Annotated in this window: 18 protein-coding genes; 4 read left to right on the top strand and 14 right to left on the bottom strand. The window is 49.9% G+C overall.

Annotated features, from left to right (window positions below):
* Window positions 1-4 precede the first annotated feature (4 nt).
* The 3 genes from cpaB to O4H47_RS05155 form a co-directional block, all read right to left on the bottom strand.
* On the bottom strand, window positions 5-931 hold the full coding sequence (cpaB, locus tag O4H47_RS05145) for a Flp pilus assembly protein CpaB (RefSeq protein WP_269392888.1): 927 nt from the start codon (window positions 929-931) through the stop codon (window positions 5-7).
* Window positions 932-1,083: 152 nt separating this feature from the next.
* Complete coding sequence (locus tag O4H47_RS05150; protein WP_269392889.1) at window positions 1,084-1,593, bottom strand: A24 family peptidase; 510 nt, start codon at window positions 1,591-1,593, stop codon at window positions 1,084-1,086.
* Window positions 1,594-1,760: 167 nt separating this feature from the next.
* Window positions 1,761-1,931, bottom strand: a complete 171-nt coding sequence (locus O4H47_RS05155) for a Flp family type IVb pilin (protein WP_269392890.1) — start codon at window positions 1,929-1,931, stop codon at window positions 1,761-1,763.
* 329 nt (window positions 1,932-2,260) lie between these two features.
* On the opposite strand from O4H47_RS05155, the gene O4H47_RS05160 reads away from it, so the two are divergent.
* From O4H47_RS05160 to O4H47_RS05175, 4 genes are all read left to right on the top strand, one after another.
* Window positions 2,261-2,716, top strand: coding sequence for a pilus assembly protein N-terminal domain-containing protein (locus O4H47_RS05160; protein WP_269392891.1), 456 nt, complete (start codon window positions 2,261-2,263; stop codon window positions 2,714-2,716).
* Between the two features lie 156 nt (window positions 2,717-2,872).
* A complete protein-coding gene (locus O4H47_RS05165) occupies window positions 2,873-3,379 on the top strand; it encodes a TadE/TadG family type IV pilus assembly protein (protein ID WP_269392892.1) in 507 nt (168 codons plus the stop codon).
* The gene (locus O4H47_RS05170) at window positions 3,376-3,948 is read left to right on the top strand and encodes a TadE/TadG family type IV pilus assembly protein (RefSeq protein WP_269392893.1); all 573 of its coding nucleotides are present in this window, start codon (window positions 3,376-3,378) and stop codon (window positions 3,946-3,948) included. The genes O4H47_RS05165 and O4H47_RS05170 overlap by 4 nt, the downstream gene beginning before the upstream one ends.
* Window positions 3,949-3,980: 32 nt before the next feature.
* Window positions 3,981-4,601 carry an HAD family hydrolase gene (locus O4H47_RS05175; protein WP_269392894.1) on the top strand — a complete coding sequence of 207 codons (621 nt, stop codon included), beginning with the start codon at window positions 3,981-3,983 and terminating at the stop codon, window positions 4,599-4,601.
* A gap of 57 nt (window positions 4,602-4,658) precedes the next feature.
* Here the strand turns inward: O4H47_RS05175 and upp are convergent, their stop codons facing one another.
* The 11 genes from upp to O4H47_RS05230 are packed head-to-tail and all read right to left on the bottom strand — an operon-like array spanning window position 4,659 to window position 16,459.
* Entirely contained in the window at window positions 4,659-5,288 is a 630-nt protein-coding gene (gene upp / locus O4H47_RS05180) for a uracil phosphoribosyltransferase (protein ID WP_269392895.1), read from the bottom strand.
* An 18-nt stretch (window positions 5,289-5,306) separates the two neighbouring features.
* Window positions 5,307-6,524 (bottom strand): phosphopentomutase, encoded by a 1,218-nt coding sequence (locus O4H47_RS05185; protein ID WP_269392896.1) that lies wholly within the window; start codon window positions 6,522-6,524, stop codon window positions 5,307-5,309.
* 38 nt (window positions 6,525-6,562) lie between these two features.
* On the bottom strand, window positions 6,563-7,879 hold the full coding sequence (gene deoA, locus O4H47_RS05190) for a thymidine phosphorylase (protein WP_269392897.1): 1,317 nt from the start codon (window positions 7,877-7,879) through the stop codon (window positions 6,563-6,565).
* Window positions 7,880-7,893: 14 nt separating this feature from the next.
* Complete coding sequence (locus O4H47_RS05195; protein WP_269392898.1) at window positions 7,894-8,184, bottom strand: DUF6958 family protein; 291 nt, start codon at window positions 8,182-8,184, stop codon at window positions 7,894-7,896.
* An 18-nt stretch (window positions 8,185-8,202) separates the two neighbouring features.
* On the bottom strand, window positions 8,203-10,572 hold the full coding sequence (locus O4H47_RS05200; protein ID WP_269392899.1) for an aldehyde dehydrogenase family protein: 2,370 nt from the start codon (window positions 10,570-10,572) through the stop codon (window positions 8,203-8,205).
* A gap of 9 nt (window positions 10,573-10,581) precedes the next feature.
* The gene (gene deoC, locus O4H47_RS05205) at window positions 10,582-11,571 is read right to left on the bottom strand and encodes a deoxyribose-phosphate aldolase (protein ID WP_269392900.1); all 990 of its coding nucleotides are present in this window, start codon (window positions 11,569-11,571) and stop codon (window positions 10,582-10,584) included.
* Complete coding sequence (locus tag O4H47_RS05210; RefSeq protein ID WP_269392901.1) at window positions 11,568-12,371, bottom strand: purine-nucleoside phosphorylase; 804 nt, start codon at window positions 12,369-12,371, stop codon at window positions 11,568-11,570. Before O4H47_RS05210 ends, deoC begins: the two co-directional genes overlap by 4 nt.
* Window positions 12,368-12,778, bottom strand: coding sequence for a cytidine deaminase (gene cdd / locus O4H47_RS05215; protein ID WP_269392902.1), 411 nt, complete (start codon window positions 12,776-12,778; stop codon window positions 12,368-12,370). The genes O4H47_RS05210 and cdd overlap by 4 nt, the downstream gene beginning before the upstream one ends.
* Before the next feature lies 1 nt (window position 12,779).
* Window positions 12,780-13,748, bottom strand: coding sequence for an ABC transporter permease (locus O4H47_RS05220; protein WP_269392903.1), 969 nt, complete (start codon window positions 13,746-13,748; stop codon window positions 12,780-12,782).
* A gap of 1 nt (window position 13,749) precedes the next feature.
* Window positions 13,750-14,868, bottom strand: a complete 1,119-nt coding sequence (locus tag O4H47_RS05225; RefSeq protein ID WP_269392904.1) for an ABC transporter permease — start codon at window positions 14,866-14,868, stop codon at window positions 13,750-13,752.
* A 16-nt stretch (window positions 14,869-14,884) separates the two neighbouring features.
* Window positions 14,885-16,459 carry an ABC transporter ATP-binding protein gene (locus tag O4H47_RS05230; protein ID WP_269392905.1) on the bottom strand — a complete coding sequence of 525 codons (1,575 nt, stop codon included), beginning with the start codon at window positions 16,457-16,459 and terminating at the stop codon, window positions 14,885-14,887.

The following is a 16,459-nucleotide window of genomic DNA, read 5'->3' on the forward strand; positions in this document are numbered from 1 at the left end:
ACTCCTACTGCAACAACGGTGGGCCTTGCCCATCGTCCGCATTACCGCCAGAACTCTGACTTGCACTATTGTTTGATACTGAAGAAAAGATCGGCATTTTGACACTTGATGTCGTTGCCGGCCCGGCTTGCTCTTGCGTCTGCGGAATGCTGACACGCGAGGCAACCGATTGGCCGGCACGAATGAATTGTATGGTTGAGTTGTTCCCAAGCGCATCTGCTGCGGGGCCATCTGCAAAATCAATGACAGAGCGAAGCGCCAGAGACAGTTCGCCCACTTTTTGCGCATTGACCACTGTTTCGGCTTGTTGAGGGGTCAACTCAAGCGTTGCAATGGTATCCCCTTCAAAAACTTCACCTTCACCGGCTCCTTCGCCGGTGGTGCCTTTTTCACCGAGTCGAGACCCAATGGCCAACACACGGGCGTTTGTCATTATGGTTTGCGATGTATCGCCAAATGGAGTTGGCTGGGTGACGATTACATCGACACGGTCATTTGGCACGATAAAACCGCCTGCGCCAGACTCTTGGGTAACCGTGACTGAAACGCCCAACATGCCTTGCCCGATGACAGCTGAAAGGTATCCTTGGTCTGCGCGCACCAGTTTTGCTTCACGTACGGGTTCGCCGCTGAATATTTCAAAGCGCGCGACCACACCATCAAGTTGACTTGGGGCGTCTGGCAAAGCTGTGTTGGTAATGAACTCGGGCCGCAACCCGTCCTCTGGCCAAACTTGCCAATCGAGCATGTCAGGACTTACACGTTGGCCAATGCCAATGGTTTGTGTTGCGATCAACACTTTCGTGCGCTCAACAACAGGAGCAGCAACTTCAATTGTCTCTTTGTTAGATCCGCCACTAACTGCAAAAAATGCAGCGAGGCCACCCGCACCAAGTGCAACAGCCAAAAGTACAATACGCGCCGGTTTCATCAAACTCACACCCCGGTTGAAACATCACATCGCGCAGAAATCACACAATGCTTTTGGGGCAGTATCTATTCAAAGGGTCAAAACTTGGTTAACCGAGCCTTGTGAATTAGTCTTAATAGAAACTAAATAGAGCCAATGAGTTGCGCCAAAACCTAAAGGTTGGAGGTTAGAGCATCAAACAGGGGTGTATTTGCATATACAAACATTGCGCCTGCAGCGAGCGCTATACCATATGGTGCGCCAACTTCTTTGTTGTGCAAACGGACCAACCACTCTGCTTTCGGCAACCAAACGACTGGAAAATACGCGCGGAACAACAGCAGTGCAATTGTAAGAACACCACCCAAGAAAGTTGCGATCAGTAGGAATTGCAGGGCAAACTCTGTGCCCATCCACAAGCCAATGGCCGCAGCGAGCTTTGCATCGCCTCCACCAATCCACCCAGGAATAAACAACAAGAACGCTCCCACGAGCACGCCCAACCCGACGGCAAAATGCATGCCCATGATGTCCAAAGGCATTCCGATTGCCACGGCGCATATGCAGAAAGTGATCAAAAGCGCTAATGAAATCCAGTTTGGAATGCGCATCGTCAGCAAATCATAGGCTGCGGAAAATGCCATTAACAATGGGAAAATGACGGCAAGGGCTGACATCAACATTTGACTGGTCTTCCATTAAAACTCTTGTTTCAAGTTATACTGTTTAGCCGCCAATGGTTATTCCAACGTAAAGAGCATTAAAGTCACAAAAAAAGAGGGGCAGTGTGCCCCTCTCAAAATACCTTGCTGAAACGGTCGCGCTAGGGCGATCGATTGGCTTGTGCCAATTAAGCAGCTGGCTTCAACGCGTTTGTGATGTTTGTAAACACAGTTGTCAGCTCTTTACCCAACAGACCTGCTGCAGTGATAATAACGACTGAAATAAGTGCTGCAATCAAACCATATTCAATTGCTGTCGCGCCAGACTCGTCATTTAGAAACTTTTTTACCAAATTCATTATGTTGCTCCTTGCTCCTGCCACAACGTGACAATAAATGCTGTTCGATCCTCACCACCGAACTCATGGATCAACCTATGCCCGCTTTCTTGAAATTTCATTAATTTGTACAAGCAACAGCAGCCAAACAACTGTTGAAGTACTTATGATTACCAAGCAGTTACTTCATATGGTTAATGAGAAGTAACTAAAACACGAGCATGTATAGAAAAGCTGGGGTTTCACTGCAGTTTTTTGCCAATTTCAACAAAGCGGCCCCGCGTATTTGCCATTTGTTCACCATTATTGTGCATGTTGATGGTGAGTTTATAGTTACAGTTAGGTAAATCATGACGTTTGCAAAGTTCGTCGCCGGGTTAGGCGCAAGTGCTCTGGGGATCGCGATGACAACCGCAGCAATGGCTGCCGACTCTCAAAGCGAGATCAGTGTCATGATGAATATGGCGCGCATTTTGCGTCTGCCATCTGCAGCATCCACAGTCGTTATTGGCAACCCTGTGATTGCTGACGCTACGATTCAAGACCCAAGAACACTGGTTCTGACCGGCAAAGGGTATGGTTCGACGAATCTGATCGCCTTGGACGCAGTGGGGAACCCTATTGCGGATCTCATTATCAATGTGAGCGTTGGCAGCACGGACCTTGTTACTGTTTTTCAAGGCACCGTTAAGACATCAGTTTCATGTGCTCCAAATTGTCAACCAACAGCGCTTGGTGGCGACCATCCCGAATATGTTGAGGATGTTGTGGCTTCGCTGGCGACAGCTGAAAGAGCTGACGAATAGAGCTTTGTTGCCCTTGCGCCTGCATTTTGATGGAAGAAATTGAATCGTATTCAAAGGCCTAAAGCAAGGGAACAGTAATGATCTCTTGCGACAATGAGTAACTAAGCGCCTGGCTATTGGATTTTGGATTTGGCTTTGATTAGGAACTTCAGAACATTGTTTTCACGCCGGGCAAAAAGCCTTGCGGCCAAAGATGACGGTGTCACGGTCATCGAATTTGCCTTGCTCGCCTTCCCGTTCTTTGCCCTTATTGGCGCAATATTGGAAACTGGGTTGTTCTTGTTGGGTAGCCAAGTTTTTGATAGCGCAGTGGATGATGCTGCAAGAACGATCATGATCGGCGCCGCTGAAAAGTATGAACCCACTGATTTTCGCAATAAGATATGCGAACACACCTATGGGTTGATCGATTGCCCCGAGATTCGTCTTAGAACACGGCCAATCGCAAAGTTCTCTGCTGCGGTGACTACCTCTCCGGTAGACAAAGATGGGAAATGGGTCATTGTTGAACAGTTTGACGCAGGTTCCCCCAGCGAAGTGATTTTGGTAGAGGCTTACTACAAGTGGAATACTTTTTTTGGCTTTGACTACGGATTTGCCAAGACTGGCGGCACCGTTGTTATTTCTGCGGCACGCGTTTTCATGAATGAGCCATACAAATGATCAAGTCTTGCACCCGGCTGGCGCGCAGTTTTCTAAAAACCATTTCGCATTTCATAAGTGACAAACAAGCCATTGCTGCCGTCGAATTTGCGCTGATCCTGCCCATCATGCTATTCGCCTATATCGGCACTGCCGAAGTAAGCCGCTTGATCATCATGGATAGGCGCCTTGCTGTTGTTGCTGGCTCAGTAGGAGATTTGGTTGCACGCGCCAATGGATCCCTTCAAAATAAAGTCTTGCAGGACTATTTCGCGGCGGCCGAGTTCACGATGGCACCTTACCCCTCGGCTACATTGAAGCAGGTCGTAACTGGCGTCTTTGTGGATAAAAAAGGGAAAGCCAAGGTCTATTGGAGCAAAGGCTACAATGGGGGCAGCACTTATGCCAAAGACTCATATGTTCCACTTCCTCCTGAGATGTCGGAACAATCCAAAAACAAGTTTTTGATCATTGGAGAGGCGACTACACAATGGCAGCCGATTGTGGACTTTATTTTCCAGTCGGGTTTCACATTGGAAAAAACCTACTACTATCGCCCACGATTTGATGCTCAAATCAACATCAATTAGCGCTTAACATCTCCAACCAACGAGAATCCTATATGTCCGACTATTTGGTGCCGGTCTTTGACCTTGGTGGCGTCTTCATCGACTGGAACCCGATGTATCTGTTTCGCAAGCTGTTTGACACCGAAGAAGAAGCGCAATGGTTTCAGGATTATGTGTGCACTAGCCTTTGGAATATTGAGTTTGATGCGGGCACATCTTATGCAGAGGGCATTCAACAAAAAACAAATCACTTCCCGCAGTATTTTGATCAGATTTCTGCCTACAATCACCGCTGGCACGAAATGATTTCGGGGTTAATTCAGGGCACAATCGACATTCAAGAGGAATTGGTTGCTGCAGAAATTCCAACTTTTGCCATAACAAATTTCTCGCGAGAAAAGTTTCATGAGTGCTTAGAAAAATACGAATTCTTGCGCAAGTTTGATGGCATTGTGGTTTCCGGCAATGAACGGTTGATCAAGCCAGACTACAGGATCTTTCATCGGTTCTTAGATCGTTACAGCCTCTCGGCTGACCAATGTGTTTTAATTGATGATAGTTTTCCCAATATCGTGGCGGCCCGTTATTTAGGCATGAAGGCGGTTCACTTTGCAGATCCGGCGCAAGCGCGTAAAGAGCTGATTGATTTGGGCTTGCCACTCAAGGCCGTCTAAAATGTCAAAGGGCAGCGCAACACATGCCCTGCCCTTTTCTAGTTTTTAGATTGGGGACTAGCGCGTCCCGTACATACGGTCGCCAGCATCACCCAAACCAGGAACGATATAGCCTTTTTCGTTGAGTTTTTCGTCAATTGCGGCGGTATAAATCGGCACATCGGGATGAGCTTCTTGGAAGCGTACAATGCCTTCAGGGGCTGCTAGCAAACAAAGGAAGCGCAAATTGTCGGCGCCGCGACGTTTGATCCGGTCAACCGCCGTAATGGCAGAATTTGCTGTCGCCAACATTGGGTCAACAACAACCACCAGCCGATCAGCCACATCAGACGGAGCTTTAAAATAATATTCAATTGCTTCTAGGGTCTCAGGATCACGATAAAGACCAATGTGTGAAACCCGCGCAGATGGCACGAGATCGAGCATGCCTTCTAAAAGACCGTTGCCCGCACGCAGAATTGAAGCGAACACCAGTTTTTTACCTTTAAGGGCTGGTGATTTCATCGGCTGAATCGGTGTTTCAATGTCGATGTCTTCTAGTTCAAGATCACGGGTGATCTCGTAGCACAATAGATGGGCGATTTCTCGCAACAGTCTACGAAAGCTCGCTGTAGATGTGTCTTTGTTGCGCATGATGGTAAGCTTGTGCTGCACCAAAGGGTGATCAATTACTTTGACATTTTCCATATTCTTCGCCCCAGATCCTTATAAAAACGCTTTGCCATGTGGTCCGGCAGGCAAATGCAACCATGCAGCCACTGTTTCACCAATATCTGCGAATGTCGATCTAGACCCTTTTGATCCTTTGGTCAAACTTGGGGAAAACAACAAAACAGGCACCTGCTCGCGCGTGTGATCGTTGCCCTGCCAAGTGGGATCGCACCCATGGTCAGCTGTGAGCACCAATAAGTCATCATGCTCCATTTTGGCGATCATTTCGGGCAAGCGTTGGTCGAATTGTTCGAGCGCTGCAGCATAGCCAGGGACATCACGACGATGACCATAGTGCATATCAAAATCAACAAAATTGGTGAATATCAAGTCGCCGTCACGCGCCATTTCCAAGGTATCGAGCGTCGCATCAAACAGGTTCATATTGCCGTTGGCTTTAATTTTGTGGGTTACACCCTGCGCAGCGTAAATGTCTGAGATTTTTCCGATCGCAAACACTTGACGACCATTGTCTTTTGCGCGATCCAGCAAAGTTGGCTCGGGTGGAAGGACAGACAGGTCCCGTCGATTGCCTGTGCGTTCAAATGTGTTAGCTGTTTCGCCAACGAATGGGCGCGCGATAACCCGCCCGATATTGTAAGGCTTCACCAAGTCAAAAGCGATTTCACAAATATCATAAAGGCGATCCAGGCCAAAATGCTGTTCATGAGCGGCGATTTGGAACACGCTATCGGCGCTGGTGTAACAAATGGGCATGCCCGTTTTGATGCTTTCTTCACCCAACTCGGCAATCACCACTGTTCCCGAAGCATGTTTGTCGCCTAAGATGCCCGGCAATTTGGCCCGTTTAACAAACTCGTCAGTCAACTCTTTTGGAAATGTTGGTATGGTTTCTGGGAAATAACCCCAATCAAAAACCGCAGGTACACCTGCTATTTCCCAATGGCCGGACGGTGTGTCTTTGCCTTTTGAGACCTCGCTTGCATGGGCCCAAACCCCAGCTCTGTGTTCCCCTGAAAGCCCTTTGGGCAATTCGCCGCTTGCGCCCATCGCAGCTTGACCTAACCCAAGCATGTCCATATTTGGCAACTGAAGTGGTCCTTTGCGCACCCCCTCTTTGTCACCCAAACCTTGCGCGCAGGCTGCTGCAATATGGCCTAATGTGTTCGCGCCCTCGTCACCAAATTGAGCGGCATCTGGCGCGCCGCCAATGCCAAAACTGTCAAGAACACACAAAATTACTCGGGGCATAACTGCCTCCTTTGATGATTGTTGTGCGCGCTGATTTGCTACGCAGTGATCAATCCATGGAAAAGCCCATGCTTTTCCGGCTCTTCATTCAAATGATAGGCTTTGCGCAACCGCATAGCGGCTTCTGATGCGCTATCTTCATCTGCGGCGTGAATGCGCGCAATCGGTGTTTGAGCATCCAAACTTGTCCCGATGGGCGCAATCTTGTCAAAGCCGACAGCGTAATTCAATTTATCCGTAGGGGTTTTACGGCCACCACCCAAAACAACAACCGCCATGCCGACACCTTTGGCGTCAATGCTAGCAACCGTGTCTGTTCGTTCTGCAAAAACATCACGTACAATTGGCGCGGTTGGCAAATGTTTATCGTGTTTTTCGATAAAATCCGTCGGTCCACCAAGAAGGGATACCATCTTGCCAAAACGCTCTGCTGCGGCACCGCTGTCCAATGCCTCGTGGCATTTTTGCCTTGCTGCTTCCATATCGTTTTCAATGCCAACAAGGCCTAGGCCGAGCGCGGCAAGCTCAATTGTAACATCGAGTAATCGTTGATCTTGATGAACGCCCGTGAGGAATTCAACCGCGTTACGCACTTCAACAGCGTTGCCGGCAGCACTGGCCAAAGGTTCGTTCATGTCAGTTATCAGCGCTGAGGTTTTCACCCCTGCTCCATTGGCCACATGCACCAGGCTTTTGGCCAGTTCGTCAGCGTCTTCGGCCGTGCGCATAAACGCACCGGTTCCCACTTTGACGTCAAGCACCAAAGCGTCCAAACCAGCTGCCAGTTTTTTAGAAAGGATTGAGGATGTAATAAGGGAAACATTCTCAACGGTCGCGGTAACATCGCGAATGCCATACATGATCTTATCAGCAGGTGCGAGATTTGCCGTTTGGCCAATTATGGCGCAACCTGCTTTGCGCACTACTTTTCGAAAAAGCGCGTTGTCCGGGCTGGTTGTGTACCCCGGGATAGCGTCAAATTTGTCGAGTGTGCCCCCGGTGTGCCCCAAACCGCGGCCTGAAATCATGGGGACATATGCGCCAACAGCGGCCCAAATGGGGGCAAGCATTAAGGAAACATTGTCACCAACGCCGCCGGTTGAGTGTTTGTCTAGAATTGGTGCATCAAAATCTGACCAATCCAGCACATCGCCGCTATCGCGCATGGCTTGGGTTAGGGCGATCCGCTCGTCCAAATTCATATTTTGGAAGAAGACAGCCATGGCAAATGCTGCGGCCTGTTCAGGCTTAACCTCACCATTCGTCAACCCAGCAATAAAAGCACCAATCTCAGCTTTCGATAGCTGCTCCCCATCTCGTTTTTTGGCAATCACTTCTTGAGGCAAAAAGACCATTACAAATACTCTGATTAGATTTTATACAAGCGCACTGGCGGTTTATCGGCACGAGCGATTGTTTTTTTCGCTTCCAAATCAAGCTGCACACATTTCACCCACCAGCCGGACGTTTTTCCGCCTGGATAGAGGTCGTCGGGCAATGCTGGTTTCACCGCCTCTATTACATCAGCAACTTTCATTCCTGGCGCTTGGTCCGGCAAAACGCTCATCATAGCTACATACATGGCGCGATATTTGGCTGCATCAACTCGTGTGGACTTGCCCGGCGTATTGACGTTTTGAACTTCAATTTTCTCCGGCATTGCAATTCCTTCCCGATCTTATGCGCCGTAGGGCACCCAAACGTTCTTAATCTGCGTTGAGCGTGCCAAGAAATAATCGCCCTCGCAAATCGCCCTGTCAGACCAGTCGATAGCCTTGCCCTTGTTGGTCCAAGTTTGCTTCAAGTTATGAACAGACATCTGCTCAACGGCTTTACCGCCCGCTGTGTCACCTACATAGAAATGGGCATCAACACCGTCATGTTCAACAAGGGTTTTCGTAAGGCTGTCTTTCTCACCTGTTACGATGTTCACCACACCGCCTGGCAAGTCTGATGTGTCCATGACCTGATAGAAATCGGTCATCGCCAATGGCGCATGTTCGGATGGTATCAACACTGTTGTGTTGCCCATAGCAATTGCAGGGGCAAGCAGTGAAATAGCCCCAAGCAAGGGCGCCTCGTCAGGGGCTGTGATGCCAATCACGCCAATGGGTTCTACCATTGCCACTGTCATCGCGCGGGTTGGTGGGTTGTGAACCGCACCATCATATTTGTCGGCCCAACCTGCGAATGCGAATAGGCGTTCAATGGATTGATCGACCTCTTTTTTCGCAGCGCCAGCGGTGGCACCCGTCATGGCGCGAATGCGATCAGCAAACTCTGCCTTACGATAATCAAGATTCTCACCCATGTAATAAAGGATCTGCGACCGCAAGTGTGCTGTTTTACCACTCCACCCCAAAGCGCCACGCGCCGCTTCCACTGCGTTACGGATGTCTTTGCGATTGCCTTCGCCGACTTCGGCGATCAACTTGCCATCTGGCCCCGTAATGGGCCGAGCGTATCCACCATCTGGTCGAGATTGTTTACCGCCAACATAAAGTTTTGCCGTGCGGTCGATGCCGTCTGTTTCAAACAGTTTTGGCGCAGCTGGTTTTGGTGATGCAGGCAGCGCTTTGAGCTTGGTTTCCCAGGCGGGACGCAAATAGGCTGCCATGCCCTCTTTGCCGCCTTCGCGACCAAAGCCACTTTCTTTATAGCCACCAAATCCACAAGCCGCGTCAAACTGGTTGGTGGAGTTGATCCACACAATGCCCGCCTTTATACGTGGTGCGATATCAAGCGCGAGGTTGATGTTCTCGCTCCACACGCTGGCTGCAAGGCCATAACGAGAGTTGTTTGCAAGTGCGATAGCTTCATCAGGTATGCGAAAGCTCATGGCGACCAAAACGGGGCCAAAGACTTCTTCGCTTGCGATGGTGTTTGCAGGGCTGACATTGGTGAAAAGGGTGGGCTTCATATAGCAGCCGTCAGCTGGCAGTTCGCCATCTGGCTGATATTTGATCGCGCCTTCTTTTTCACCCTTTTTCATCAATTCGGTCACGCGCTCAATCTGTATTGGCGCAATAAGCGCGCCGATATCGATGGCTTTATCTAGCGGATCACCAACTCGAAGTTTGGCCATACGGGCTTTGAGCTTTTGGATGAAACGTTTCTCGATGCTTTCTTGCACCAATAGGCGCGAACCTGCACAACAGACTTGGCCTTGGTTGAACCAAATCGCATCGACTAGGCCTTCAACGGCACTATCAATGTCTGCATCTTCAAAAACGATGAAAGGCGATTTGCCACCAAGTTCAAGTGATATGCCCTTACCTGAACCGGCTGTGGCGTTGCGTATCGCTTTGCCAACACCCGTTGACCCGGTGAAGGCGACTTTGTCGATGCCCTCATGCTCCATGATCGCAGCGCCAACTTCACCGTTGCCAGTCACAATATTGACCACGCCAGCGGGCAAATTGATTTCACGGCAAATCTCAACAAACAACAATGCCGTCAGAGAAGTGAGTTCAGCTGGTTTTAAAACAACCGTGTTGCCCGCTGCCAAAGCTGGTGCAATTTTCCATGCCATCATCAAAAGCGGAAAATTCCACGGGATGACCTGACCACAAACACCGTATGGCTGATGGTCGGGGAACTCTCGCTCAATGTGCTGCGCCCAACCCGCGTGATGATAGAAATGACGCGCAACCAGCGGTATATCCAAATCTCGGCTTTCACGGATCGGCTTGCCATTGTCCATGGTTTCAAGCACCGCAAACAGGCGCGCGTGTTTTTGCACTTGGCGAGCGATTGCATAAAGATATTTGGCGCGTTCAAATCCAGACAATGCTTGCCAAGGCCCCGTTGCCTTGCGCGCCGCTTTTACAGCGCGATCAAGGTCAGCTTTGGTGCTTTGGGTAATCTGTGCCAGCTCTTTACCGTTCGCGGGATTGATGGTTGGGAACGTTTTGCCTGGTTTGGTGAAGTCACCATCAATAAAGCTGCCAAATTTGCGGCCATGGCTATCAAGCCACACCACCGCCTGCTCGTCGCCTTCTGGGGCGGGACCATATTCTAGGTTCTTGAAAATCTCAGGAATGTTCATTGTCCTGCCCTAAACCATCGGTTGGCGATAGTCGGCTGAATAGCGACCGGTCGCGTTATGTTCGAGTTGTCTTTCAATGTCTGTCAGAAGACTGGAGGCACCAAAACGGAAAAGGTGCGGTTGCAACCAATTGTTGCCCAGCTCTTCTTTCATCAAGGCCATAAAGGTGATCGCATCTTTGGCTTTTGAAATGCCGCCCGCAGGCTTGTAGCCGATCTCGATGCCGGTTTCTTCGTGGAACCAGCGGATCATGCGGATCATCGACAAAGAGGTTTGCAGGTCAGCATTGACCTTTTCTTTGCCCGTTGATGTTTTGATGAAATCAGCACCCGCCAACATGCAAACCAACGATGCCTTGGCGACATTGGTTTGGGTTGCGAGCTCGCCAGTGCCCAAAATGGTTTTGAGGTGTGCATCACCACAAGCTTCGCGAAATGCTTTCATTTGATCGTAAAGCGCTTGCCAATCGCCGTTGAGCACATGATGGCGCTCAATCACCACATCGATCTCTTTTGCGCCAGCGGCAACTGAAGCTTCGATTTCTTTCACGCGGGTTTCAAACGGCGTTAACCCAGCCGGAAAACCAGTGGAAACTGCCGCCACAGGAATGCCCGTACCCCTAAGCGCTGTCACTGCGGTTTCGACAAAATTGTGATAAACGCAAACAGCTCCTGGATTGATCTTCAAGGTGCTCGCGCCCAGCAAATCCAATATGTCGGGCCGTACAGGTTGGCGTGCTTTTGCGCACAGTCTTTCAACACGGCCCGCGCTGTCATCGCCATTCAATGTGGTCAAATCAATGAACGTAATCGCCTTTAAAAGCCAAGCCACTTGCCATTGTTTTTTCACCGATCGTCTTGTGCCGATGGTCCCGGCACGTCGTTCTAGTGCCGAGCGATTCATGCGCACTTGCCGCAACCATCCTAGATCCAAATCGAAACCTGGATTGCGCTGATGGTTATGGTTGTGTGCGTCCAATTCTATTGCCTTTAGGGTCATAATTCCCCAACCAATCTCTCAAGCAACTGCTCGAGTTTTTTGGCACCTTTGAGTGCCATTTCCTTGGTATGTTGGTGCGATATATTCTCGTCCGAAAGGCCTGCGCCCATATTCGTAATCGATGAACAGGCCCAAACCCGCATTCCCAAAAAGCGCGCCAATATCGCTTCGGGTACCGTGGACATGCCCACCGCATTGGCACCGAAACCCTTGATCATTCGAATCTCTGCTGGAGTTTCAAAACTGGGGCCGGAGTACCAAGCATAAATACCTTCTTTAACAGTCAACCACAATTCATCGGCAATGGCCAAGGCTTGTTTGCGCAATTGGGGGTCATAGGCGTCCACCATATTGACAAATCTATTGTCAGTTGGCTCGCCGATAAGTGGATTTTGGCCATTGTAATTGATGTGGTCGGAAATCATCATCAATTCGCCTGGTGGGATGTCTTTTTCCAACGATCCTGCAGAGTTGGTCAGCAATAGTGTTTTCACGCCAATTTCGCGCATGCTTTCCAGCGGCACACGCATAATGTTTGCGCGACCTTCTTCATAGTAGTGCGCGCGGCCAGTAAGAATGGCAATACGCTTGCCGTTTAGCGTTCCTACCAACAAAGATTTGCCGTGCCCTGACACACCACCGGTTGGAAAATCAACAAGGTCTTCATAGGGGATTTCTACGCGATTATCGAGCAAATCGCCGACACCCGACAATCCAGAACCAAGAACCAGAGCAACCTCAACTGGTTCACTACCGGCATGATCTTTGATTATTTCAGCATTCGCTTTGGCGGCACTCATTTAACCGCCTCCAAACTTTCTGGCCCAAAACTATCGGGCAAAATCTCATCCATTGTGTAACTTTTGGCCTCACCATCTTCGCCAGTGCAAATGATGGTTGTCTGAGCGGTTGCAAATTCGCGGATGCGTTGCCGGCAACCACCGCAAGGGGTAACCGGGTCAACGCCTTTGCCAATTACAAAGATACGATGGATTTTCTTCGCCCCTGCACCAATCATCGCAGAAATTGCAGACGCTTCTGCGCATGATCCTTGCGGATAAGCGGCGTTTTCCACATTACAGCCCGCGTAAATATTGCCATCATTTGCCAAGATAGCCGCACCAACAGGAAAGTGCGAGTAAGGCACATGGGCATGCTTGCGCACCTTTTGGGCCGCATCATAAAGGGCTTGCGTTACCGCATCCATTTTATCTCTCCTTGACGTATGGCTGTCCAACAGCTTTTGGCGGCACCGCACGACCGATGAAGCCAGCGAGCAGCACCACAGTCAGCACATAGGGCAGCGCTTGGATGAATTGCACCGGCACTTCGCCGATCAGCGGGAATTCAACGCCCTGCAAGCGAATTTGGGCAGCACTGAGCACACCGAACAACAAACAGGTCCAAAGGGCATTCCAGGGTTTCCATTTGGCAAAGATCAATGCGGCCAGCGCAATAAATCCACGACCTGCCGTCATGTTTTCACTAAAGTTCGCACCTTGTGATGTCGACAGATAGGCCCCGGCAACACCACATAGAACGCCCGTGATGATCAATGCTTGATAGCGAAGGAGGAAAACCGAAATACCTGCTGTATCCAGCGCTTTTGGGTTTTCACCCACAGCGCGAAGCCGCAAACCAAAGCGTGTCTTCATCAACACCCATGCTGTGATTGGCACCGCTGCAAATGCAAAGTAAACGATGATAGAGTGGCCTGAAATCAATTGCTCATAGATTGGGCCAATAACTGGCACTTGACCAATTTCAGCCGCGAAAGGCAAATCGATTGGGCCAATGCGTTCGTCTTTTGAAAGGTTTGGCGTTGTCCCGCCGCGCTTAAAGATAGAGTGCCCAATGAAAACTGTGCCGCCCAAAGCAAGAAAGTTTAGCGCAACCCCAGAAATCACTTGGTTTCCGCGCAGATTAATCGATGCGATCGCATGAATCATCGACATACAAACCGAAACGAATATAGCCGCCAACATGCCATACCAAACATTGCCACTTAGCGCAGCAACCGCAGCCGCGGCAAATGCCGCGCCAAGCATTTTGCCTTCGAGGCCAATGTCCACGATACCCGAGCGTTCAGAATAAAGGCCAGCGAGGCAAGCCAATAGGAGCGGAACGGCGAAGCGAACGCTCGAATTGAGCAACGGAATGATATCTTCGATACCCATTTTAAGCCTCCTCGATTTCAGCTGCTTTGTCGGCTTGAGGCTTTGATCTAAATGCACCAAAGACACGCTCAAGAACCGGCTTGAACATTTCATCCATTGCGCCAGAAAAAAGGATCACAAGCGCTTGGATAACCACCACGAGTTCGCTAGGCACCGCTGGCATAACAAATGCCAACTCTGAACCGCCTTGATAGAGCGCCCCAAATAGGATTGCGGCTAAAACGATGCCAACAGGGTGCGCCCGTCCCATGAACGCAACAGCGATGCCGATAAAACCAAAGCCTTGCACATAACCAACCACAAGCCGTTTCTGAACGCTCACAGCTTCGTTTACCGCCATCATGCCCGCCAGCGCGCCAGAAATTGCCATCGCAATCACAATTATCGAAACTGCTGAGATGCCGGCGTATCGCGCGGCCTCTGGATTTTGACCCAATGTGCGGATTTTAAAACCAAGTTTTGTGCGCCAGAGCAGTATGTAGACGCCGATCAGCGCTACAACGCCAAAGAACAGCATGATATTTACGGGCGAGTGTTTGAAGAACTCAAAGTACTCAGACAACAGCGGAATACGTCCAGTTTCGGCAATTGTGCGCGTTTCAGCGTTCGACCCAGGATTCGTGATTACTTGAGCCAACATATAGCTCATGAGGGCCGAAGCGATAAAGTTGAACATGATCGTCGTAATCACGATATGGCTACCGCGTTTGGCCTGCAGATACCCAGGGATTGCAGCCCATAACGCCCCAAGTGTCATTGCACCAACAGTTGCACCAACAAGCACGAACACCCAATGGGTGTGATCGAGCCAAAGTGCCATCATGATCGCTCCAAGACCCGCCACATAGGCTTGGCCCTCGCCGCCGATGTTGAACAGACCCGAATGGAACGCCACGGCAACCGCCAAGCCTGTAAAAGTGAGGCTGGTGGCATAGTGCAGTGTAAACCCAAGCCCATAGCCGCTACCAAAAGCGCCATAGGCCAACACTTGCATCGCTTGGATTGGGTTCTCGCCAATCATGGCCACTGCAAGGCCGCCAACGATTAGGGCCAACAGCACATTCATGGCTGGCATAAGTACGTTCAATGCCCAACTTGGCAGTGGCTGTCTCGCGCTCATTGCATTTCCCCCGAAATTATTGTTGGGCTGGGTCAAGCCCGGCCATAGCCAAACCGAACTCTTTTTCGCTCGCGGTTGGCGCGAGTTCGGTGACAATTTCACCGTCAAACATCACAAGCACACGGTCCGAAAGTGACCGGACTTCATCCAGCTCGACAGAGACAAGCAACACGGCTTTGCCTTCATCACGCAATTTGATGATTTGCTTATGAATGAACTCAATTGCACCAATATCCACACCACGCGTCGGCTGTCCGACGATCAAGATATCAAGGTCACGGTCCATTTCACGGGCCAACACGATTTTTTGCTGGTTTCCGCCCGAGAAATTCGCTGTCTTCAAACGTGGATTTTGTGGCCGAATATCAAACATTTCAATTCGTTTGATGGCATCTTCGCGCGCCGCTTTGACCGACAAAAAGGGCCCATTTCCAAACTTTTGATCATCATCATATCCGAGCATGGAGTTTTCCCATTCCTCGAACGTGGTCACAAGTCCCATTTTATGCCGATCCTCTGGCACGTGGGCTAGCCCCATACGACGCACTTCATCAGCAACGCCGTCACCATCAAATTTAATCTTCTTGCCATTAATGCGGATTTCACCAAGGAGCGGGTTGAACATACCAGAAATTGCCTCAAGCAATTGCGATTGCCCGTTTCCCGCAACGCCAGCAATGCCAACAATTTCACCAGCGCGCACATCAAACGATACATTTTTGACCCGTGGCACACCGATATCATCGGTCACAGAAAGGCCATCAACCTCGAGCACCTTCTCGCCTGGTTGCGCTGCAGTTTTTTCCACTTTCAGCAATACATGACGCCCAACCATCATCTCAGCTAGTTTGTCTGGTGATGTATCTTTGGTAGCAACAGTACCCACCATCGTGCCCCGTCGCATAACTGAAACTGTGTCGGTGATGGCCATAATTTCACGCAGTTTATGCGTGATTAGAATGATGGTCTTTCCCTCATCACGTAGCTGCTCCAATATGCGGAACAATTGGTCTGCTTCGGTTGGGGTAAGCACACCTGTTGGCTCATCAAGGATAAGAACATCAGCCCCCCGATAGAGCGCTTTTAGAATCTCAACCCTTTGCTCTTGGCCCACAGACAAATCTTCAATAATAGCGTCTGGATCAACATTCAGCCCATAGTCTTTTGCCAGTCGCGCAAGTTCTTCACGCGCCGCAGCCTTGCTGGCAGCCAAGAGCGGATCACCCTCAGCGCCCAAGATTATATTCTCAAGTACAGTAAAATTTTCAACCAACATGAAATGCTGGTGGACCATGCCAATACCCAAGTCTAGGGCATGACTTGAATCCTTAATTTGCACCTTTTTGCCGTGAACAAATATATCGCCGGCATCAGCTTTATAAAATCCATATAGGATCGACATCAGCGTCGACTTACCTGCGCCATTTTCCCCCACGATGCCGTGGATTGAGTTGCGCTTGACGGTCAAGTTGATGTCTTTGTTCGCCTGAACTGGGCCAAAAGACTTGGATACGCCTTTTAGGTCAATTGCTGGCACGATCTCAGCAGCCCGTGAAGGCTGCTGAGTGTTTCGTATTTGGTTTTCAACCAT

It is taken from the genome of Maritalea porphyrae, from assembly GCF_027213965.1.
Classification (GTDB): domain Bacteria; phylum Pseudomonadota; class Alphaproteobacteria; order Rhizobiales; family Devosiaceae; genus Maritalea; species Maritalea porphyrae_A.

What these genes read in the sequence shown, in the direction of transcription:
- O4H47_RS05170 (WP_269392893.1), top strand. Translation starts at nt 3,376, where the DNA reads ATGATCAAGTCTTGCACCCGGCTGGCGCGCAGTTTTCTAAAAACCATT.
- O4H47_RS05210 (WP_269392901.1), bottom strand. Translation starts at nt 12,371, where the DNA reads ATGAGTGCCGCCAAAGCGAATGCTGAAATAATCAAAGATCATGCCGGT.
- O4H47_RS05155 (WP_269392890.1), bottom strand. Translation starts at nt 1,931, where the DNA reads ATGAATTTGGTAAAAAAGTTTCTAAATGACGAGTCTGGCGCGACAGCA.
- O4H47_RS05185 (WP_269392896.1), bottom strand. Translation starts at nt 6,524, where the DNA reads ATGCCCCGAGTAATTTTGTGTGTTCTTGACAGTTTTGGCATTGGCGGC.
- O4H47_RS05220 (WP_269392903.1), bottom strand. Translation starts at nt 13,748, where the DNA reads ATGGGTATCGAAGATATCATTCCGTTGCTCAATTCGAGCGTTCGCTTC.
- O4H47_RS05230 (WP_269392905.1), bottom strand. Translation starts at nt 16,459, where the DNA reads ATGGTTGAAAACCAAATACGAAACACTCAGCAGCCTTCACGGGCTGCT.
- upp (WP_269392895.1), bottom strand. Translation starts at nt 5,288, where the DNA reads ATGGAAAATGTCAAAGTAATTGATCACCCTTTGGTGCAGCACAAGCTT.
- O4H47_RS05160 (WP_269392891.1), top strand. Translation starts at nt 2,261, where the DNA reads ATGACGTTTGCAAAGTTCGTCGCCGGGTTAGGCGCAAGTGCTCTGGGG.
- deoA (WP_269392897.1), bottom strand. Translation starts at nt 7,879, where the DNA reads ATGGTCTTTTTGCCTCAAGAAGTGATTGCCAAAAAACGAGATGGGGAG.
- O4H47_RS05150 (WP_269392889.1), bottom strand. Translation starts at nt 1,593, where the DNA reads ATGTTGATGTCAGCCCTTGCCGTCATTTTCCCATTGTTAATGGCATTT.
- cpaB (WP_269392888.1), bottom strand. Translation starts at nt 931, where the DNA reads ATGAAACCGGCGCGTATTGTACTTTTGGCTGTTGCACTTGGTGCGGGT.
- cdd (WP_269392902.1), bottom strand. Translation starts at nt 12,778, where the DNA reads ATGGATGCGGTAACGCAAGCCCTTTATGATGCGGCCCAAAAGGTGCGC.
- O4H47_RS05225 (WP_269392904.1), bottom strand. Translation starts at nt 14,868, where the DNA reads ATGAGCGCGAGACAGCCACTGCCAAGTTGGGCATTGAACGTACTTATG.
- O4H47_RS05175 (WP_269392894.1), top strand. Translation starts at nt 3,981, where the DNA reads ATGTCCGACTATTTGGTGCCGGTCTTTGACCTTGGTGGCGTCTTCATC.
- O4H47_RS05195 (WP_269392898.1), bottom strand. Translation starts at nt 8,184, where the DNA reads ATGCCGGAGAAAATTGAAGTTCAAAACGTCAATACGCCGGGCAAGTCC.
- O4H47_RS05200 (WP_269392899.1), bottom strand. Translation starts at nt 10,572, where the DNA reads ATGAACATTCCTGAGATTTTCAAGAACCTAGAATATGGTCCCGCCCCA.
- deoC (WP_269392900.1), bottom strand. Translation starts at nt 11,571, where the DNA reads ATGACCCTAAAGGCAATAGAATTGGACGCACACAACCATAACCATCAG.